Below are 20,013 nucleotides of genomic sequence, written 5' to 3' on the forward strand. Positions count from 1 at the left end.
TAAAGCCCAGGGTTCCGGTATCGAGGCGATTGCTCTCCTGATTGGCCGCGCTGGCAATGGCCGCGCCGTCCAGTTGGGTATGATTACCCACGGTGATATCAAAGCCGCCTTTACCGGCAAAGATGCCGGTCTGGTTCTCCACCGAGGCATAGTCGCTGTGCATCTTATCGCGGCTGGCGGCGATGTTCAGAGAGCCATTGCCGAAGCCGATGCTCCCCCCGGCGCTGAAGCTGGACTGCTTGGCTTCATAGTTATCCATCGCCTGTTCACTGCGTAGGATCAGATTATTGCCGACATTCGCCACCACGTTCTCCCCCTGTATCTGCGCCCCTTTCAGGGTGGTGTCATTACCGCTGCTCAGCGTCAGGGTGTTGCCCGCGTTCACCGTGGTATCCGTGGCATAGCGGCTGTTGCCTTTTTCAAACCCTTTGCCTTTATTGACGCTGGCGTTGACATTGAACCCCACGCCGTTGGAGCCGAAGGTTATCCCGACCCCCACGCTGCTACCCTGGCTGCTGTTTTTGCCGTCCACCGTCTGGGTGTTTTGGGCCGATAGCAGGGTGATATCATGCTGGGCATCGAGTGCAATATCGCCACCGGCCTGTAGCGCGCTGCCGGTGACGGCAATATTGCCGCTGTCGGGGGCTTTGCCTGTCGCGCTGACGGTCAGGTTGTTACCGGCGCTGACGCCGCTGCTCTGCGCCGTGGTCTGGCGCGTTTCGGTTTCGGACTTGGCGGTGCTGCTGCCAAAGGAGAGGTTAATCCCGATGGATGCGCCGCTCTCACCCTGAGAGGCGTCAGCCAGACGCGCGCCTCCAGCCGCCTGAACCGCGGATAGCCCCGCTTTGATCGACTGCAGCGCTTTGATCCGGCTGTCATCCGTCTCTTTTGCCTGATTCGCCGTCTGCACGGCGGCATTCAGCGCGCTGCCTACCGTTCCGCTCAGGGCGAGCGTCAGCCCGCTCTGCTTCTGCTCGGTTTTGGTCAGCTCCGTGTGGGTGTTTTCCGCTGCGCTTATCGTAACGGACTGACCGGTCAGGTTTATATCTTTCTGCGCGATCACATCGCTGCCGTGCAGCGTAAGGTTTTCACCGGCGCTCAGCGTGACATCGCCCCCGGTGCTGCCCAGGGTACTGCCCTGGTGCTGCTGGCTGTGGCTGTCCGTCGTCTGTGTCAGGGAACGTGTTCCGATGGTAAACCCGATGCCCCCGGAGCCCATCAGTCCGCTATTTTTCTCTGCGCGCAGGTGGGCTTCGTTACGCATCTCATCCGCGGTGGTGACGGTGATATTTTTTCCCGCGCGGGCGCTCAGGTCGCCGTCCGCAATCACCTGGCTGCCCTCGGTCGTGAGGTTATCTCCGGCACGCAGGGTAACGGTGTGGCCACTGAGCTGGCTGCTGGCCGCCCGTTGGTGCTGTACCTCGTCATGGGTTTCCAGCGACGACGCCGAAAGGAGACCTTTGCTGTGCTGTCGGCTGTGTTCAACCAGATCGGTCGCCACCGTCCCGGCGTTTAGGGTTATATCGCGTCCCGCCGAGGCCGTCAGGGCGCTATCCGCCGCCACCGTCGCCGCCGTGGCCGTGATATCCCGTCCGGCGTTGAGGGCGATGCTCCCGCCGATAAGCTGTGTACCGACGTCGGCCTGTTCGCTGAGGCGGCGGTAGTTATCCGCGCCCCAGTCGCCGTTTTCGGTACGGGTGGTGGTCACCGTCGCCAGGGTGATGTCGCCGCCGGCGGTAATGGCGGTTTTAGCGTCCTGGCCCCGGTTCTGAATGTCTGACGCCGCCAGCGTGACAGAATCTGTTGCGTTCATCGTCAGTCGGCCCGCATCGTGCTGTATATACACGCCGGCAATACGGTTGAGATGTCGGCTGTCCGCCGCTTCCGTCAGGGTCGTTTCACTGTGGATATTTTCCGCATTCATGGTCAGGGCGCGGCCGCCGATAAGCGTACCGCCGATGTTGCTGAGGCTACGCTGCGCGCTGAGCAGGAGGTCATTGCTGCGGATGGTTCCCAGATTGAGGATATCCCCGGCATTCACCCGCAGCGCCTCTTGGCTGAGCATGCTGCCGCTGTTCATGAGCTGATCGTTAACGGTAAACTGCGTGTTTTTACCGGACAGCAGCGCGCCGTCGGCGCCTAAATCTCCCGGCTTTAGCCGGGCATAAACCTGCGGCACCAGCACCGTTTCGCTGCTGCCGTCCGCCAGTGTCACGGTTTGTTCCACCAGCCAGACGATATCGCTCGTCAGCAGCGTCATTTGCTCTGCGGTCAGCGCCGTGCCCAGGGTCAAATTAAACGTTTGGCCAAAGGTGATACCGTTGTCCATCAGCGCCTGGAACTGCGCTTCGTCACTGCGGTAGTCGCCCAGATAACGCTGCCCGGCCAATTTCACAATCTGCTCAGAGACCAGCCTCTGCTCGTAGTAGCCGTCCCCCAGCCGTTTGTGCGCCTGCTGGTGATCGCCCAGCATGGCCTGCTGCATGTAATCGGTCGCCAGCCATTTTTTGTGGTTGGTGAAGCGCGGATCCGTCTCCACCAGGTATTGGCTGTCACTGCCCGGTTGCACCCTAAACAGGTTATTCTTTGGCAGGGTTAACGGGGGATTCGCGGTACGGATCACCGCCTCCACCGGCGCGCTGTCCGTGGCAGAAACCAGCGGAACCGTAGTGATGGCCAGCGGCGTGCGTCCGGCGCTGTCCCGCGTCTGAACGTCGGTCTGCGCATTGGCCTCCCATTTCTGTACCGCAAGGTCGATAGATGTGGTCTGCGGGGGAGGGGAGTAGTCGCTGCTCTCCTTTCCCTGGGATGTTTTTGTTCCGCCGATGGGGCGCTTTTTCTTTTTGGCCCACCAACGGGTTTGGGTTCCTGCGTCGGTGACAATATGAACGCCCGGCGTCGCGCTATTCTGCAGGTCATTAATCGTTGCTATCAGCAGATCCCCTGCCATAACGCGGCTGTCCTGATTCACCAGCTTGTCACCGTTGATGGTCAGCGTCATCGCGGATTGAATAATCCCGGGCTCCGTCGTGATCACCTGTGTTTCCTGAATAACCCGGGTATAGCGATATTCGTAAAACGCCTCATCACGGCTGCCGTCCGGCATCACTGCGCTATGGACGCCATATTTATTTTTATGGCTGATATCAATATCCTTCCAGTCAAAACGCTGTGTGTGGCCTTTCAGTACCCCCTCGTGGCGCTGCTGACGGCTGATTTCGGCCACCTGGGTGACCAGGTTCGTATTGATATTGTTGATCTCCCCGATGCTCAGGGTCATATTTCCCTGCGATTCGAGGGTGGCGCCCATATTGTTAAAGCGCTCGGCGCTGCCGGTCGCGCGGCCATTGGCATCCAGGCTACGCCCGATATTCAGCGGTCCCTGGCTATAGATCAGGCTCTCTCCGGCGTTATTCAGGGTCGCGCTGCCGATGTTCAGGCTGCTGCGGGCGGCGATCACCGCCGAGCGGGCGTTATCTGCGGCGGCCGTGTTATTAATCAGCGCGGCCTGCAGCGCAATATCATCACCGTAGAGCCGCCCAGAGGCGGTATTGTTCAGGGTGCCGGCGTTAATCTGCGTCTTGATGCCGTCAATCAATCCGGTATTGGTGAGGGTATTGCGTACGTTCAGCGTGGCCTGATCGGCGCTGATTTCGGCGTTGCGAGTATTGATCAGCCATGGGGTTTCAAGGGTTAGCGCGTTTCCCCCTTGGATCCGTGCATCATTTTGAATGCCCTGGTGTGCCGCGATCAGCAGGCTGCCGTCAGCCTGTACATTGTGCTGGTTGATGAACCGATCATTCAGCGTCAGGGCCATATCGCCAGACGAGAGGAGACTCCCGTCACCGCTGAGCGTTCCGCTGGTAATGGCCAGCGCCTGACCGGCCCTCAGCGTGCCCTGCGTATTGGTGAGGTGCTCCGTGGTAAGCCGCGCCTCTTCATCGCCGTCTACGATGCCCTGCGCGTTGTCCAGCGCACGGGTCGAGACGCTCAGCTGCCTGCCCGCGCGGATCTCCCCGCCGTGATTATCCGTTTTCTCGGCCACCGTTAGCTGCGTAGTCGCGCTGCCCTGAATTTTTCCGCGCTGATTGTTCAGTGCGTCGGCGCGGAGCGTGACGTGTTGTCCGGCGATGACCCCCTGCGCGTTGTCCAGGGTGTGCTGTACGGCCAATGTCAGCGCACCGCTGTCGCGCTGTATCAGCGTAGCGGCGCGGTGTGACAGCGACTGGATCTGCGCGCTGATACTGCGGGCGGAGGTTTCACTGTTATCCAGCTGATAGCTCCCGCCTTTCATTATCAGGCTGCCATTGGAGCGTATCGCGCCCTCTTGGCCGCTAAAATCCGCGGTGGCGATGCGGACAGCGCCGTCACCGGCGTGCTGAATGCGCCCGCCGCGGTTATCGATCCTGTCTGCATTCAGCGTGAGATCGCGGCCGTTGGCGGCGATCGTGCCGCCGTTATTGATTATCCCGTTCTCATGCGTCAGCGCCAGATCCTCTGCGCCGAACTGGATAATCTGCCCCTGGGTGTTGTCCAGCCTGCGGCTGCTCAGCGTCAGTGCGCCGGCGCTCAGCCTGCCGCTGTGGTTATCAATGCCGTCCGGCGCCACCGCCGTGAGCGTGTCGGCGGCGGTCACCGTCGCGTTGTGCAGTTCCAGCCGAGTGGCCGCGCGCAGCGTGACGGCGTCGGCGGCGCTGCGGCTGCCCTGCAGCGAGAGATCCTGTGCCGATACAGCTATACGGTCCTGCGCCAGCTGCAGCCCGTTCAGGGCGGCTGCGTTCGCGGCGTTCAGGACAAGGTCGCCGCGCTGCGTGAGTCTGCCGTCGTGATCGACGCCGGCCGCCATAACGGCCCCGCTGGCGTTACTCAGCGCCCGACTGTCAGAGGTGATATGGCGTCCTGCGACGAGCTGTTTCCGGTTATCCATATCCCCGGCCGTTTTCAGCTGAATATCTCGCCCAGCGCTGACGGTGCCCGCGTTGGTGAAGCTATCCGTCAGCGTCACCTTCACGTCCGCGGCGGCGGTAAGAATGCCGCTGTTCTGCAATTGACCGTCGGCGCTCAGGCTCAGTTCGCCAACCTGTGCCCCGATGATGCCCGCATTGCGCACGCCAACCCCATGCTCCGTGCCGACCAGCTTAATTTTGTCGCTATACATGCCGCCGACCGCGGCGACATCCAGCGCAAAGGCGGGCGCATCGCCCGCGCGCTGTTTTTGCCTTACCACGTTGCCTTGCGCATCGGTGATATTATGCCCGGTGGTGATGGTCAACTCCTGGGCATGCAGCTTGGCGTTGACCTCCACCGCGCGGCCGATCAGCCGGGTGTGGTCACTTTGCACATCGTTCATGCCGCCGCCGCCGATGGCAATCTGGCCTCTGTCTACCTCAAACCCCGCGACTCGCCCTTGCTCCAGCAGCGTCTGCGCGGCGGCCATCGTGGTCTGCCCGGCATTGATAAAGCCACAGCCGTTACAGGTGATCCCGGCCGGATTGGCAATAATCACGTCCGCCCGCTTACCCGCCACCTCAATAAAACCGTTGAGCTGGCTCGCGTTGGCGCTGTTGACCTCATTGAGAATGATCTTCGCCTCGCCTTTTGCCAGCCACGGGTTGGCGGTGATCATGCCGCCCAGCTGCGTCTGCGTATGGATTGCGCTGTTATTGAGGATGGCGCCTTTACGATCGATATCGAACTGACGGTACTGATTACGGGATACCCCATCGCGGTTGGGGGTCTGAATATTCACCTGCGGCGTACCGTTGGCGCTGGAGAGCACCGACGGCTGTCGATTGCCGGGCGCCGCGCCGTCCGCCACAATACCGCCGGCGCTGGCGGGCAGGGCAATCCAGCCCAGCAGCAGCATCATGGTCAGACGCAGTGGGGAGATGACGGCGGTCAGCTTTCGGGTATCCACGCGGCGCGGGGCCCGGGCGTTATCCGCGCTATGATTTTTGGCTAACTCGGATACCACCATCATCATCTGACGGGAGTGATTAAAAACGACACGATAACAGCGTTTATTCATGGGTTATTACCTGCATCATCAGTCTGGTCATTAGCACCGCCATCACGCGTCCCCGTCAGTACTGCCAGTTCACCGAAAAATTAACGACCGCATTGTCAGTCTTGAAGCCGTCCGGTTTGGACAGCGGTGTACCGACGGCGAAATCATATGAAAGCCCCGCGGGGTAATAGCCGCCTTTCAGGCCAATCACGCCGCCCGCAAGGGTTTGTCCGATCAGTTCGCTGCGGTTATGGCCGTCTACCCGGCCGTAATCTGCGCCGATATACAGCTGCTGCTGCGGCAGCGGCGTCTGCCAAGATAGCGTGTTACGCAGATACCAACCGTCGTCACTGTTCAGCGTGCGTTCGCCATCAAAACCGCGAACGCTCCAGCGATTACCGATGGAAAACTGATCCTGCGGTGTCAGCGGCGTCGCGCTCAGCTGGCGCAGGTATTCACTGTGTAATTGAAACTGCTGTTCACCCATCGAGAAGGGGAGCGTCAACGACGCGGAGAGCTGTAAAATACGGGAGAGTGCGGTGGCATAGTCTCCGCCGTCACGATCGCGGTACTCCTCAAACGCGGGAATGGCGCCGAACCAGCGGGTGCCGCGCTGATAGCTCCCGCCCACATCCAGAATGGCAGAGGCGAAATACTGTCGGTGCGTCAGCCCAACCCGCCAGCTGCTGGTGCGGCGTTTCTGGTTCTCTATTTCAGTCTCTTGAATAAAGTTGCGGGTCTGGCGCAGATCCACGCCATAGTTCAGGGTCGTTTTGCCCGAGGTATTGCGATACAGCACATTGCTGAGCTGCATCGTGATATTTTCACTGCGCCCTTTATAACGCGCATCGCCATTAAGCAGCGCCACGGTTTGGACGTAGTCATATTTACTCCCGGTGAATACCAGCTGCCAGTAACCGAACGGTACAGAATAGTGCGCGCTGTAGTTGGTCGATGCTTTCGCGTCCGTAAACAGCAGGTCTCGGGTGGCGGTGACATAAAACAGATCGCTGAGGGCGAGTGGATTATCCAGGGCTAACATCATCCCCCCCTGGTTTTTTCCAGCGCTCTCTGTGCCGGTATTATCTACCCACAGATTAACCCGCCACAGTTTTTCCTGTTTGCGGGTAATGACAATATCGCTTTCCCCCGGCTGATTGCCGGGATGCAGCTCCACCGTAGCGTCAACGCTCGGCAAACGCTGTAAATTCTCCAGCCCCTGTTCGATATCCCGCAGATCCAGCACCTTCCCTTCGCGGGCAGGCATGGCGCTATAGCGTAAGGCATAGGTATCGGAATCTTCGGTAAAACGCACCTGACGTATGCGACCAGGCACCACGGCCAGCGCAAGCGTACCCTGCGTCAGATCCTGCTGCGGCGCCAGCACGCGGGTCGTCACCCAGCCGTGGTCGATAAGGCGGTTTTGTAGGGTGGACATCAGCAGGTTAATGCCCTGTACGCCCAGGCAATGGCCGATCGCCTGGTTGGCGAGGCGGGCTAAGGGAAGCCAGTGGGGTAATGCCTCGGTGCCGCTGAGCTGCACCTGAGAAATAGGGAAGCAGGGCACCTCACGCGGAAACGCACCGTCAAGGGGGGGCAACGCCGGGGGCGCCAGGCGGATATCGGGCGCCACCGGCGTCATTTGCTGTTCGAGCGCCTGTTGACGCTGCTGTTGGTGGATAAAGGGGTGTCCCGTCAGCGGCGGTGCGATTGATGCGGCCTGAGATGAAAAGGCGCATGCCAGCGCAATCGCAGAGATAAATAAACTATTTTTTCTGACGGCGATACTCGCGCTGATGCGCGGCGTTGGGTCAGGATAATAGGGATGCGAGTTTTGCATTTATCGTTAGTTATATTTATTGTGGTGATAAGAAAGAACGTTTTACCTTATTATCTGCGCTGGATGGATCTGGGTGGATAATGAAATAAACGCCGCTCGGTTATAAGTCGAATCATTAATAAATAATCGGATTCAAAAAGCAATGGTGCGGCGAATTTTCAGACTTATCCCATATATAAATATATATCCATTGCATTGCTGACATAATCTTTAATTATTATTTGAGGGGCGTTGTCCGGGAATAATGGCGATCGCCGCGGTAATGCGCCGGGTGAATTTAGTGTAAAATGGATATTGCGAAGGCCATATGCTATGAATATATCTGTTTTTCGTCGGATGATGAGCGATAAATATCGCCGCTGTCGCGTTCTGTCATATATGCAGTGTTCAGGCGCGATTGCCGCCGGCCATCTATTCGCGATAAACGACCTCTTGCGCGATAAACGACGTCGGAAAAGCGCGGGCGATCGCCGCTCTCGCTTATTCATTGTCGCCGGGGCTAAGGCTACGTCACTGTGTTCTTGCGCTCGCAAACGCCGGTTGGCCGTTTTGATGATGGGGGAGATGCGACGGCGGGGCAGGGTAAGGCGCATCGGCGAGAGGCGCGCGCCTGGTCAGCCCGACGGCGCGGGCTTCGACGACGCGCAGCGTGGATCCGCGCCGGCAGCGCTGAGACGCTCCCAGGCGGATCCGCGGCATACGGTATGCTACGCCCAGCGCTTAATGATGATGGAGGTGTTGATCCCGCCGAAGGCAAAGTTGTTGCTCTGCAGGTACTCGCAGTCAATGCGGCGGGCCTCTCCCATGATGTAGTCCAAGGCGCCGCACTGTGCGTCCGGCTGCGTCAGGTTGATGGTCGGTGCAAACCAGCCCTCGCGCATCATCTGCAGGCTCATCCAGGCCTCCAGCGCGCCGCAGGCGCCCAGCGTGTGGCCAAAATAGCTTTTCAGCGAGGAGATCGGCACGCTATCGCCGTAAATCGCCGCGGTGGCCTGGCTTTCCGCAATATCGCCGCGGTCGGTGGCGGTGCCGTGGGCGGAAAGATAGCCAATATCGCGCGCGCTAAGGCCGGCCATGTTCAGCGCCTGCTGCATACACATTTGCATGGTGTCGCGCTGCGGCTGAGTGATGTGCGCGGCGTCGCAGTTGGTGGCAAAGCCGACGATTTCTCCGTAGATGGTCGCGCCTCGCGCTTTAGCGTGCTCTAACGCTTCCAGCACCAGCGTTCCTGCGCCTTCGCCAATCACCAGCCCGTCGCGCCGTTGGTCGAACGGGGAGGGGGTGGTCTTGGGTTCGTCGTTACGCTGGCTGGTGGCGAACAGCGTATCGAACACCGCCGCTTCTGAAGGGCAGAGCTCCTCTGCGCCGCCCGCCACCATCACGGTCTGGTAGCCATGGCGGATGGCTTCCCAGGCGTAGCCGATGGCCTGGCTGCCGGAGGTGCAGGCGCTGGAGGTGGGGATCACTCGTCCGCGCAGGCCGAAGAACAGCCCGGTGTTCACCGCCGTGGTGTGCGGCATCATCTGCACGTAGGTGGTGCCGGTGATGTTGTTGGTGTGCTTTTCGGTCAGCATGGTGGCGAACTCGCTCACCGGGCCGGTGCTGCCGGTGGAGGAGCCATAGGCAATCCCGGTTTCACCGTTGGTCAGCACCGGATCGTCGATCAGCCCGGCCTGCGTCAGCGCCAGTTCGCTGGCGCGGGTCGAGAGCAGCGAAACGCGGCCCATCGAGCGGATGCGCTTGCGGGTATAGTGCTCCGGCGGAGTGAAGTCGTCGATCGGGGCGCCGAGCAGGGTGTGGAGGCCGTCATAGACCTGCCACTCCGGCATTTTACGCACCGCGTTTTCGTAGCCGAGCAGGCGGCGGGAGACGGCGTCCCAGCTCTCGCCAAAGGCGGTTACGCCGCCCATTCCGGTAATCACTACGCGACGTGTCATAGCATCCCTCCGTTGATGGAAATGACCTGTCGGGTCACGTAGCCCGCAATGTCAGACATTAAATAGCGGGCAAGCCCGGCCACTTCGTCGGCCTGGCCCATGCGTTTCATCGGGATCATCGCCATCGCCTCTTTCAGCGCGGTCTCTTCCATCGCGATCATCCCGGTCTCAATCAGCCCGGGCGCAATACAGTTGACGGTGATTTTGCGCTTGGCGAGCTCAATCGCCAGCGCTTTGGTGGCGCCGATGATCCCCGCTTTCGCCGCGCTGTAGTTCACCTGGCCGCGGTTGCCCATCACGCCGGAAACCGACGACAGGGTAATGATACGCCCGCCCTGACGCAGGCCGATCATCGGCATAATGCACGGGTGAATGACGTTGTAAAAGCTGTCGAGGTTGGTATGGATCACGCTGTCCCAGTCGTCTTCACTCAGGGCCGGAAACGCGCCGTCGCGGGTTATGCCCGCGTTGCTGACCACGCCGTACCATGCGCCGTGCTGGGCTATCTCCTGCTCCAGCACCTCGCGACACTGCTCGCGCTGGCCGACGTCAAAGCTGAGCACGCGCCCGCGGCCGCCCGCCTGCTGAATGGCGGCCAGGGTCTCTTGTGCGCCCGCTTCGTCGCGGTGGTAGTGAACGCCCACGGTAAAGCCGTCGGCGGCGAGCTGACGGGCAATCGCACGTCCAATTCCTTTACTGGCCCCGGTGACCAGTACTGAGCGACTCATGCGCTATCCCCTTTATTAAAAAGCGTTATTAATTCTTCAGTCGTCGGCTGGAAGGTGTTGATGCGTCCGCTGGCGAGCGGGACGCCCTCTGCGCTAATGGCGCACTCAAAGCTGCCAAAGCGCTGATCCTGCATCAGCAGCGTTACCTCTATCTCCAGCGCGGTCTCGGCCGGGAAACCCCCTGCGGCGCACACCAGCTCGCGCGCGCCGAGCACCATGCCGAGCGCAATGCACGCCTTACCGGCCTGCTGACGGTGCCAGCCCGACCATACGCCGACGGTCTGCGCCATCAGCTCCAGCGCATACCAGCCGGGGAGCTGACCGTGGGTATCGACAAACGGCGCCAGCACGCCGCGGCGACTGACGGTGACCCGGCAGTGCGCCGTGCTGTCTGTGACGCTCAGCACCTCTTCTAGCAGCAGCATCGGCGCGTCGTGCGGCAGATAGTGCGCGGGGGGCAGATAGTGGCTCATGATACGCTCCCCAGCAGAATGCTGGCGTTGTTACCGCCAAAGGCAAACGAGTTGGACAGGATCACCGGCCGGGCCAGCGGCTGTGCTTCGCGCAGGATCCCGCAGGCGGGCAGCGACGGGTCAATCTCGCCGCGGCTGAAGTCCTGCGGCGGCAGCGGCAGTCGCATTTGCAGAATCAGCGCGGCGATCGCCGCCTCGGTGATCCCCGCCGCCCCCAGCGTATGCCCGGTTAAGTGTTTGGTCGAACTGCATGGCGTATGTTCGCCAAACAGGTCGTGCACCACCTGGGCTTCGATCTGATCGTTGAGCGGCGTGGCGGTGCCGTGCAGGTTGATATAGCCCACCGCCTGCGGCGGCAGTCCGGCGTCGTTCAGCGCCTGCGTAATCGCCCGGATCGCCCCTTCGCCCTGCGGATGCGGCGCCGAGATGTGCCAGGCATCGCTGGATTCTCCCACGCCCAGCAGCGCAATCGGCTGGGGCTGGCGCGTTAGCACCATCAGCGCGGCGCCTTCACCGATAGTAATGCCGCCGCGATCGCGGCTAAACGGCTGGCATAGCGTGGGAGAGAGGGATTCCAGGCTGTTAAAGCCGTTGATCGGCATCCGACTCAGGGTGTCCGCGCCGCCGACGATCGCCACGTCGGCAAGCCCGGCCTCAATCAGGCGGCGTCCGCTGATGATGGCCCTGGCACTGGACGAGCAGGCGGTGGACAGGGTGAACGCCGGTCCTTCCAGCGCCAGCCAGCGGCTGAGGAAGCGCGACGGATCGCCCAGCTCCTGCTGCGGATACTGCCAGTGCGGGCTCGGCTGCTGGTTCAGCGATAAATTAACGTGCGTGTCGCCCTCGTCAAGCCCCGAGGTGCTGGTGCCCATCACCACGGCGATGCGATCGCGGCCATAGCGCGCGATGGCGTCATCCACCTGCGGCTGGATCTGCGCCAGCGCGGCCAGGAGTAGCTGGTTATTGCGCGAACGGTGCGCGGCAAAGCGGTCGGGGATCGGCGGCAGCGCGGCATCGACGCCGCCCAGCACCGCGTCAGGGAAGCCCAGCAGCCAGCCTGCGCGCGGGCGCATGCCCGGGGCGACGCCGCGGGTCAGGTTCACCGCCGCCTCTGCGGCGTTGCTGCCCAGCGCATTAATCATGCCGATGGCAGAAATGTAGATCATCTCACTCACCCAGATATTGAATGGTAATGTGGTATTTAAAGGCGTGCTGTTCAATGCTGATCGGCTCACGTTTCCCCTTGCGCTGCAGATAGGTGATCTCCGTCACCAGCGCGCCGTGGGCATTGCGCAGCTCACGTTTATCCCCCTTATCGATGAGGGTCCAGCCCGTTGGCAGCAGCGGCTGCCAGTCGCTAATCGGCCAGTGGCTCAGCATCACGTCTGCCAGCACCTGGCTCGCCGGCGGCAGCTGCGGCACGACGATCGACTGTTCGGTGTGCAGCCCTGTCTCATCGTAGGTCAAGAGAAACAGGCGGATGCCCACGGAGGAGAGCCCCGCCAGGGTCAGCCTGTTGTCGTCGGCGTTGAGCATCACCAGCAGCGACTGGGTCTTGCCGTTAACGCGGCCGGTCAGCAGCTGCTGCGCGTTGACCGCCGGGGTGATCCCCGGCTTTGGCAGCGTTACGCGTACGCCCGGCTCAAGCCAGGCCTGGGGGCGCCCCGGGTTTTCCGGAGTGGAGTGGCTACAGCCCGCGAGGGTGAAGGCAGCCAGCAGGGCGACGGTGCGCCAGAAGGGGGAGGTTATCATCGTTTTTCCCGTTTTTTGTCCGGCATCGCTAACGGCGAGAGCAGGTAAGCGGTGAAAATACCGCTCACCAGCACGATGCCGAAGCTGCTGATAGCCTGGGTGGCGCTGAAGATCAGCATGCCAAGGGTGAGTAAGGTGGTCAGCATCGCGAGGGTAATCGCCAGCAGCGAGGTCAGCGGCGTCCCGCGTGGGTTACTGAAGAACAGGGTGTAGTTGATGCCGATGCCGAGCACCAGCACCAGCGCCAGCAGTGAAAACAGGTTTAGCGAATGACCGCTGAACGACAGCGCGGCCAGCCCGCAGCCGAGCGACAGTACCGATGGCACCAGGCTTATCAGCCCCTTGCGTAGGCCCAGGCGCACCACCGCGCCGCAGGCTATCACCGTCAGCGCCACGCCGAGCAGGCCGGTCAGCAGGGTTCGGTACTCGGCAAACAGCGCATCGAAGGTCAGCTTACGATCGACCCAGGCAACGCCGGGCTGCTTCGCCGCCAGCGCCGCCAGCGCAGGGCTGTCGGTGACGCCGTCCACCGGAATGAGCACCCCGCTGGCGCCGCTCGGCAGCGTCAGCCACATCAGGCGCCAGCCTTCGCTGGCCGGGCTTTGCAGCCAGGCGTCAACGCTGACGGGCATCGGACTGAGGTCCGGCGTGGCGGCGCTGAGCCCGGCGCTTTGCAGCGTATGTTCGACCGTCGGCGCCGCCTCACGCAGCAGCCGCAGATCCTGCTGCTGACGCGCCAGCGAGTTCAATGGAATGGTACGGTAGCGCTTCAGCGCCCCGTCGCGTCGCGCCGCCTCCAGCGCCGGGATAAAGGCCTCCATGCGCGTCAGGGTTTGCTCCGGCGTATCGCCGTAAACCACAAACCACTTCTGATCGACGCTTTGTCCGGTCAGGCGGGTGATCGCTTTCTCCTGCGCCTGAATCGACGACGGTAGCGCCTGCAGCTGCGAGATATCATCATTGACTTTCAGCTGCGCCAGACCGGCGAGGGACAGCAGCGCCAGCGCCGCCGGCACTCCAATGCGCAGTCGGTTGTCGCGCCGCCAGGCCGCCAGCCAGCGCAGCATCGGCACCATGGCGGGGACCGGGCGCACCGGCAAACCGCGGCAGAGCCACGGGTGCCAGAACAGCACCGTCAGGCAGGCGGCGCTCAGGCCGACGGCCGCGAATACCGCCATCTGGCGAATCCCGGGGAAGGGCGCCAGCATCATGATCAGGTAGGCGGCAACGGTGGTGAGCAGCGCCAGCAGCAGGGCGCTGCGTACCTTTAGCAGGCTTTGCCACGGCGTATTCTCCGCGCCGTGGACCATCCGTTCGGTAAGGTAATAGAGCGTATAGTCAGCCGAAATGCCGATGATGCTCATGCTCATCACCAGCGTCATCAGATGCAGCTCACCAAACAGCAGCAGCGTCACGACGCTGCCCGCCAGCGCGCCGATGCCAATGGAGATCAGGCACAGCAGCAGCGGACGCAGGGAGCGGAAGGTGATCACGATCAGCAGGATCACCCCCAGAATGGTCGCGACGCCGAGGGTCGAAATATCGTGTTTGGCCTGCTGGCTGGCATAGTCGCTGTAGAACACCGTCCCGCGGGCGAGCAGCCGCGCCTGGGGATAACGGGCCTGAAGTTCGCGCTCAAGCGTGCTCAGCGTCGTCACCAGGCGGTGAGTTTGCTGCATATCGAAGGAGTTGCCCGCCAGTTCGCCGTGCAGCAGATACCAGTAGCGACCGTCCTCGTCCTGGGTCACCAGCCAGCCGTCCTTCAGCTGCAGGCGCTGGCTGTTCTGCGCCATCGCCAGCTGCGATCCGCGCATCAGCATCAGCGGATCCTGGCTGAGCTCTTTGCCGCTCACGCCGGAAAACGCCGAATAGATCTGGGCCAGGATCCACTGCGCCTGCGCTTCGCCGCCGTTTTGCAGGCGCGCGCGGGTGGCGCTGTCGATCAGCGCGTTGCGGTGACGCCAGAAGAACGCGCCCCAGGCCTGCTGACCGGCCGCATCCAGCGGGCCTTTCACCTCGCTGAGCGCCGGCGATCTTTGCAGCGCGTTCAGCCACGCCTGCGCCACGCGGGGATCGGCGGTTTTTCCAGGGCTGACCAACCATACCAGCTGGCGATCGAGGCGCTGCATAAAGCCGTCGTTGAGCGCCGGGGGAAGCGCCCCCAGCGCGTGTTTGGGCAGCATTGCCAGCACGCTGCTGTTGATGCGCGACTGCGGCAGCAGCACGAGCAGGGTACCCAGCAGCGCCAGGCACAGCATGCCCCACAGCAGCGCCGGGCGGCGATCCTTATTGGGCGGCAAAGCGTTGGCGTTCGTCATGGGTCAGCGTTGCGGGCGTCAGTTGGTGTTGAGAAAGCGCGATATCGGTGCGATCGCCCTGTTTATCGTTCAGCTGAATGGTGTCTAGATAGGTATGTCCCGCCAGATCGATGGTGGCGAAGATCTTATCCAGCGGCGTGGTGATAGGCGTCAGACGCAGCGTCCAGCGGCCCTGGCCCCGATCCTGAAAATCAATGCGGAAGTTCTGCTCCAGCACCGTCCGGTCGGCCTGGAACAGGGCGCGCAGCAGATGGTTAAACTGGAACATCTGTGGGTTATCCTCTGCGGTGATCACCTGCGGCGGCTGGTGGTTGATCACCTGTACCATTCGCGTGTCATCGAGCATCAGCCGCATCGGGAACGGCGTTTTCTGATCCCACAGCAGGCCGGTGTCGCGGGCGATCAGCATCTCGCCCTGCGATCGCAGGGGCTGAGGCAGACTTTTAATCGTCCGGATCTGCTCGAAATGGGCGCGCACCACCGGTTGTTCGGTAAAACGCTGCTGCAGTTCGTCCAGGGTGACGGCGCTGACGAGCGGGCTCACCAGCAGCAGGATAACGGGCCAGAATCTCATGGTGTGACTCCCATACGTTCAAACAGGATCGCCGGGCTGACGAAGCACATCTCCCGGCTTTGCTCTTCCACCGCCACTTGAATGGTGTAGCCGGTCGTGGTGCGCTTGCCGCTGGCGGCGTCGAAAATCTGATAGCCGATGCGCAGGCGGTTCTCAAACTCCTCCAGCGTTGCGCGCACGCGAAAACGCTGCTCGAAGGTCAGTACGTCGCGGTACTTTACCCGAGTGTCGACCACCGGCCAGACGTAGCCGGAGGCTTTCATCTGCCGATAGCCGTAGTCAAACTGGTTCAGCAGCGCCTCGCGGGCGATTTCAAAGTAGCGAAAATAGTTACCGTGCCATACCACGCCCATCATATCGACGTCGTGAAACGGGACGGTCAGCTCAACTTCGGCGGTAAAGCGGGGATCGCTCAGCACCCTTTACTCCTTATCGGCGGCCTCTGGCAGCTGCCAGAAGTCAAAAAAGTTAAACCAGTCCAGCGGCGACAGCAGCGCGTAGTGTTCGAGGCGCGCCGCGTAGCGGTGGATGGCCTGCTCCAGCGCGGCCTGGCGCTCGGCGCGCGGCAGCAGGAGCGGGTCGGCAAACGCTTCGCAGTGGATATGCAGCTTGCCCTGCTGGTACAGGGCGAACATCAGCAGCACCGGGCAGCGCAGAATCGAGGCGAGAATAAACGGCCCCTGGGCGAAGGGCGCAGGCTGGCCCATAAACGGGCTCCAGGTCACGCGGAAGTCGCCGCCGCGCTGCGGGTTGATCGCCACGCGATCGCCGACGATGGCTACCCATTCGCCGCGTTCGAGCTTCTCTTTCAGCATAATGGCGGTTTCCGGGCCAATATCGTTCACCGGCAGCAGATTGACCCCGGCCTCTGGCGCCATCTCCTCCATTATCTGCTTGAAGCGCAGGGCGTTTTCACTGAACACCAGCGCGTTGATGGTGATGTTCCCCTTCAGGCTCGCCAGCGCCCGACAGGCTTCGACATCGCCGAGATGTGAGGCCAGCAGCAGCGTGCCCTGTGGCTTATCGAGCGCCAGCGCGGCTTCGGCGCCGGGGGCAAACACCACGTCGCGCCCAAAGCGCAGCTCGCCGCGCCAGCCGGCGACTTTATCCAGCATCGCGTTGGCGAAGCGCAGGAAGTGGCGGTAGCTGTTAAAGGGTTTGGGGATCGGCATCTGGCGCAGGGCGAGCTGCTGGCGTACGCGCGCCAGCCAGTTCTGCGAAGCGTGACGGGCGCGCGCGGCGCTTAGCCAGTAGACGCCCACCACCGGCCAGAGCAGAACGGTAAAGGCGTTGCGGCCGAGCAGTCGCCAGACGGCGAGCATAAAGCGCATGCCCCACAGGCCCTTGACCTCTTTCTGCTGCGCCCAGTGCGCCGTCCGGCGGCGGCGCAGCAGGGCGGGAATGCGCGGCAGCATGCCGAAGAACAGCCGGGTGTGCATCAGGGAGATGCGCAGGTTGTCTTTCAGGGCGTCAAAATGCGACAGCCCATCTGCGGGATAAGTCACCCGGGTGGGCATAAAATGGCTGGTGTTACCTTGCCAGTAGAGGCGAACCATCACCTCGATATCGAAATCCATGCGCTTGCCGATATTCACCCGGTTTGCCAACTGCAGCGTCGGGGCAACCGGGTAGACGCGAAAGCCGCACATGCTGTCCTTAAGCTGCAGCGAGAGGGTTTCAATCCAGACCCAGACGTGAGTAATCCAGCGGCCATACCGCCGCGAGCGGGGTATCGACCCGTCATAGATCGGCTGGCCGGAGATCAGCGACTGTGGGTGCTGCTGTGCCAGGGCCAGCATGTGGGGAATATCTTCAATGGCGTGCTGACCATCGGCATCGACCTGCACCGCGTGGCTGAAGCCCTGCTGCTGTGCCGCCAGTAGGCCGCGCATCACGGCGACGCCTTTACCTGCGTTTTGCGCGAGGCGCAGCAGCGTCACGTGGGGCTGCTCTGCGGCCAGGGTTTCCAGCGCCGCGCGCGTGGCGTCGTCGCTGCCGTCATCGACAATGATGCAGGGCAGAGAGAACGGCGCGAGACGCGCCAGCACCCTCGGCATCATCGCGCCGTGGTTATAGCAGGGGATCAGCACACAGGGGGAGAACGCTACTGGCATAGTCGGATCTTCCCACTGCTGGCGGTGTGGCGCATCTCGCCCTGATGGCGCTGGAAGCTGAAGCTCAGCATCTGCTTTGCCTGCAGCCAGTTCAGCACCAGGGTGACGGTGGTGCCGGGCAGCAGCGGTGCCTGAAACTTCACGTTCTGAATGCTGTGAAAATGAAAGCCTGGCGCCAGCAGGGTCGTGGCATAGTGCATCACCCACTCCAGCTGGGCGACGCCGGGCAGCAGCGGTTGGATCGCAAAATGGCCCTGAAACCAGAAAAGGGTCGGATCGAGATAGAGTTCGATCGCCATCTCTCCGTTCGGCGTCTGCAGGCGCTTAATTTCATGAGGTTTCATCAAATAACTCCTGTAGCTGGGCATAAACGCGCTTGTTCATACTGTTGACCGGGATCTCGTCCAGTACCCGCCAGTAGCGGGGGATCGCCACCGGCTCAAGCCACGGCAGCAGTGCCCGGCGCCATGACAGCGCCAGCGCTTTGCCGTGGGTCTCCTGCCAGCGCTGACGGAGCGCATCGTCAAGGACCAGCAGTACGCCAATACCCTGGCGGCCACCGCGGGTGATCGGGATGGCCGCCGCCTCGCGAATACCGTCGATGTCGGTCAAGCGCCGCTCTATCTCACTCAGCGAAATGCGTTTTTCTTCAATTTTCACCACGCGCCCACGGCGTCCGGCAAGGCAGAAGCGTCCGTCGTCGCCAAAGCGCAGCACATCGTCAAGCAGCAGGCCGTCAGGATCGGCGATCAGGGGGGATCTCACGCGGAAGGCGTCGCCCTCCGGCGTGATGTGCACGCCGGGGAAGGGGAGCCATGGGACGCTGTCCCGCTGGCGGTGACGCCAGGCGAGGATCCCGGTTTCGGTGCTGCCGTATATTTCATCCGGCCAGATGCCGAGCCAGCGCTGTGAGCGGGTCACGTCGCACCAGGGCAGCATACCGCCGGCGGAGAGCAGCATCGCGAGCGGCGGCGGCGCCAGCTGGTGATCGAGACGCTTAAGGAACGCTGGGCTGCTGACGAAGAGATAGCGGTGGCGTGGGTTGAGCGCCGCCAGCTGTTCAGCGTAGTGCGTCATCGCGGCGTGCAGCGGCAGCCCCAGCGCCATCGGTAAAAAAATGCGGAAGGTCAGGCCGTAGAGGTGCTGGGGCACCACGGAGGCGACCACCCGGCAGCCGGCGAGGCGTTCGGCAAAGCGGGCACCGAGCAGCGCGGCCTCAGCATCAAGGGCGGCGATGCGCTTCACCACCCGCTTAGGCTGCCCGGTAGAGCCGGAGGTGAACAGCGTCACCAGGGCATCGGCGGGTATGGGCGGTAGCGCGGCGGCGCAGGTGCGACCGTCGTCAGCCGAGTGAACCTGCAGGTGCGGGCCGCGCCAGTCCAGCGGGCTTTCGCTCAGTACGCCGTCGAACAGCGCGCGCTGTTCGTCCAGCAGCGAGGGGCGGCAGTGGCCGGGGATCACCGGGGTTTTCCCCGCGTGTAGCGTCGCCAGCAGCGCCACGATAAACAGATAGCTGTTCTCAAAGCACAGCGCCCAGCGCTGGCCCTCTTGCTCTCGCAGGGGCGCGAGTAGCGCGGCAACATCGTAGCGCAGCTGGCCCAGCGTCCAGCTGCGATCGCCAAGCCAGGCGATGACGGTTTCGTCACTGCGCGGGGCACTGAGCCACTGCGACAGGGGAAGCGTCTGATTCATGGTGTATCTCGTTTCATGACCCGGCGGCGAACCAGCCATTCGCCGACCATCAGTGTGCCCATCAACAGATAGGAGACCATACCGTTCCAGGTGGTCCACATCCGCATATCGCCATGCAGGGCAGTAAAGAGCGCGATAGCGCCGTTAACGAGGAAGAAGAGGCACCAGACCTGCGTCACGCGGCGAGTGTAGCGGACACCCTGCGGCGGAAGATCGGGGGTGCGCAGACGCGCCAGCCGCTCGACGAGCGGCATGGCGCTCCACAGGGAGCCGGCGAAGACGCTGAGCATTACCGTGTTGACGACCACCGGATAAAACAGCAGCAGCTGGTGGGTTTTCAGCAGCGCGCTGGTTACGCACAGCACAATCCCCGCCAGCGCCACGCTCTGCATGACAAAGCGCATCGGCCCGGCGCTTTGTCGCGCCTGGCGTAGGCGTAAAACCAGCAGCAGTGCCAATATCGGCAGCAGCCAGCGCAGAGCGTTATGCGCCAGCCCAAACCAGATAATAAAGGGCCAGGCCAGCAGCAGCGCGCCGGTCGCTACCTGAACGACAGGTAGCCCTCTGAAGCCTCGCAT

General features: G+C 62.3%; 14 protein-coding genes. All 14 read right to left on the reverse strand.

The window, feature by feature from the left end; all coding sequences use genetic code 11:
* Positions 1–6,028 (reverse strand): two-partner secretion domain-containing protein (locus BRD58_RS04575; protein ID WP_073381776.1); only part of this gene is annotated, 6,028 nt, incomplete at its 3' end.
* Positions 6,029–6,083: 55 nt separating this feature from the next.
* A complete protein-coding gene (locus BRD58_RS04580) occupies positions 6,084–7,847 on the reverse strand; it encodes a ShlB/FhaC/HecB family hemolysin secretion/activation protein (protein ID WP_073381778.1) in 1,764 nt (587 codons plus the stop codon).
* A gap of 707 nt (positions 7,848–8,554) precedes the next feature.
* Positions 8,555–9,784, reverse strand: coding sequence for a beta-ketoacyl-ACP synthase (locus tag BRD58_RS04585; protein ID WP_012847688.1), 1,230 nt, complete (start codon positions 9,782–9,784; stop codon positions 8,555–8,557).
* The gene (locus BRD58_RS04590; protein ID WP_012847689.1) at positions 9,781–10,512 is read right to left on the reverse strand and encodes a 3-ketoacyl-ACP reductase FabG2; all 732 of its coding nucleotides are present in this window, start codon (positions 10,510–10,512) and stop codon (positions 9,781–9,783) included. Before BRD58_RS04590 ends, BRD58_RS04585 begins: the two co-directional genes overlap by 4 nt.
* The gene (locus BRD58_RS04595; RefSeq protein WP_015461047.1) at positions 10,509–10,985 is read right to left on the reverse strand and encodes an ApeP family dehydratase; all 477 of its coding nucleotides are present in this window, start codon (positions 10,983–10,985) and stop codon (positions 10,509–10,511) included. Before BRD58_RS04595 ends, BRD58_RS04590 begins: the two co-directional genes overlap by 4 nt.
* Positions 10,982–12,151: a beta-ketoacyl-[acyl-carrier-protein] synthase family protein gene (locus BRD58_RS04600; protein WP_073381780.1), complete on the reverse strand. Its 1,170-nt coding sequence runs from the start codon at positions 12,149–12,151 to the stop codon at positions 10,982–10,984. Before BRD58_RS04600 ends, BRD58_RS04595 begins: the two co-directional genes overlap by 4 nt.
* Before the next feature lies 1 nt (position 12,152).
* Positions 12,153–12,737, reverse strand: coding sequence for a DUF3261 domain-containing protein (locus BRD58_RS04605; protein WP_073381782.1), 585 nt, complete (start codon positions 12,735–12,737; stop codon positions 12,153–12,155).
* Positions 12,734–15,055, reverse strand: a complete 2,322-nt coding sequence (locus tag BRD58_RS04610) for an MMPL family transporter (protein ID WP_073381785.1) — start codon at positions 15,053–15,055, stop codon at positions 12,734–12,736. Before BRD58_RS04610 ends, BRD58_RS04605 begins: the two co-directional genes overlap by 4 nt.
* Positions 15,024–15,629: an outer membrane lipoprotein carrier protein LolA gene (locus tag BRD58_RS04615; RefSeq protein WP_012847694.1), complete on the reverse strand. Its 606-nt coding sequence runs from the start codon at positions 15,627–15,629 to the stop codon at positions 15,024–15,026. Before BRD58_RS04615 ends, BRD58_RS04610 begins: the two co-directional genes overlap by 32 nt.
* The gene (locus BRD58_RS04620; protein ID WP_012847695.1) at positions 15,626–16,048 is read right to left on the reverse strand and encodes an acyl-CoA thioesterase; all 423 of its coding nucleotides are present in this window, start codon (positions 16,046–16,048) and stop codon (positions 15,626–15,628) included. The genes BRD58_RS04615 and BRD58_RS04620 overlap by 4 nt, the downstream gene beginning before the upstream one ends.
* A 3-nt stretch (positions 16,049–16,051) precedes the next feature.
* On the reverse strand, positions 16,052–17,743 hold the full coding sequence (locus BRD58_RS04625) for a glycosyltransferase family 2 protein (RefSeq protein ID WP_073381789.1): 1,692 nt from the start codon (positions 17,741–17,743) through the stop codon (positions 16,052–16,054).
* Positions 17,734–18,087: an ApeI family dehydratase gene (locus BRD58_RS04630; protein ID WP_012847697.1), complete on the reverse strand. Its 354-nt coding sequence runs from the start codon at positions 18,085–18,087 to the stop codon at positions 17,734–17,736. Before BRD58_RS04630 ends, BRD58_RS04625 begins: the two co-directional genes overlap by 10 nt.
* A complete protein-coding gene (locus BRD58_RS04635; RefSeq protein WP_012847698.1) occupies positions 18,074–19,435 on the reverse strand; it encodes an AMP-binding protein in 1,362 nt (453 codons plus the stop codon). Before BRD58_RS04635 ends, BRD58_RS04630 begins: the two co-directional genes overlap by 14 nt.
* On the reverse strand, positions 19,432–20,013 hold the full coding sequence (locus tag BRD58_RS04640; protein ID WP_034168538.1) for a COG4648 family protein: 582 nt from the start codon (positions 20,011–20,013) through the stop codon (positions 19,432–19,434). Before BRD58_RS04640 ends, BRD58_RS04635 begins: the two co-directional genes overlap by 4 nt.

Source organism: Edwardsiella piscicida (assembly GCF_001896205.1).
Taxonomy (GTDB): domain Bacteria; phylum Pseudomonadota; class Gammaproteobacteria; order Enterobacterales; family Enterobacteriaceae; genus Edwardsiella; species Edwardsiella piscicida.

What these genes read in the sequence shown, in the direction of transcription:
- BRD58_RS04595 (WP_015461047.1), bottom strand. Translation starts at nt 10,985, where the DNA reads ATGAGCCACTATCTGCCCCCCGCGCACTATCTGCCGCACGACGCGCCG.
- BRD58_RS04590 (WP_012847689.1), bottom strand. Translation starts at nt 10,512, where the DNA reads ATGAGTCGCTCAGTACTGGTCACCGGGGCCAGTAAAGGAATTGGACGT.
- BRD58_RS04625 (WP_073381789.1), bottom strand. Translation starts at nt 17,743, where the DNA reads ATGCCAGTAGCGTTCTCCCCCTGTGTGCTGATCCCCTGCTATAACCAC.
- BRD58_RS04615 (WP_012847694.1), bottom strand. Translation starts at nt 15,629, where the DNA reads ATGAGATTCTGGCCCGTTATCCTGCTGCTGGTGAGCCCGCTCGTCAGC.
- BRD58_RS04605 (WP_073381782.1), bottom strand. Translation starts at nt 12,737, where the DNA reads ATGATAACCTCCCCCTTCTGGCGCACCGTCGCCCTGCTGGCTGCCTTC.
- BRD58_RS04600 (WP_073381780.1), bottom strand. Translation starts at nt 12,151, where the DNA reads ATGATCTACATTTCTGCCATCGGCATGATTAATGCGCTGGGCAGCAAC.
- BRD58_RS04630 (WP_012847697.1), bottom strand. Translation starts at nt 18,087, where the DNA reads ATGAAACCTCATGAAATTAAGCGCCTGCAGACGCCGAACGGAGAGATG.
- BRD58_RS04640 (WP_034168538.1), bottom strand. Translation starts at nt 20,013, where the DNA reads ATGCGAGGCTTCAGAGGGCTACCTGTCGTTCAGGTAGCGACCGGCGCG.
- BRD58_RS04585 (WP_012847688.1), bottom strand. Translation starts at nt 9,784, where the DNA reads ATGACACGTCGCGTAGTGATTACCGGAATGGGCGGCGTAACCGCCTTT.
- BRD58_RS04580 (WP_073381778.1), bottom strand. Translation starts at nt 7,847, where the DNA reads ATGCAAAACTCGCATCCCTATTATCCTGACCCAACGCCGCGCATCAGC.
- BRD58_RS04635 (WP_012847698.1), bottom strand. Translation starts at nt 19,435, where the DNA reads ATGAATCAGACGCTTCCCCTGTCGCAGTGGCTCAGTGCCCCGCGCAGT.
- BRD58_RS04610 (WP_073381785.1), bottom strand. Translation starts at nt 15,055, where the DNA reads ATGACGAACGCCAACGCTTTGCCGCCCAATAAGGATCGCCGCCCGGCG.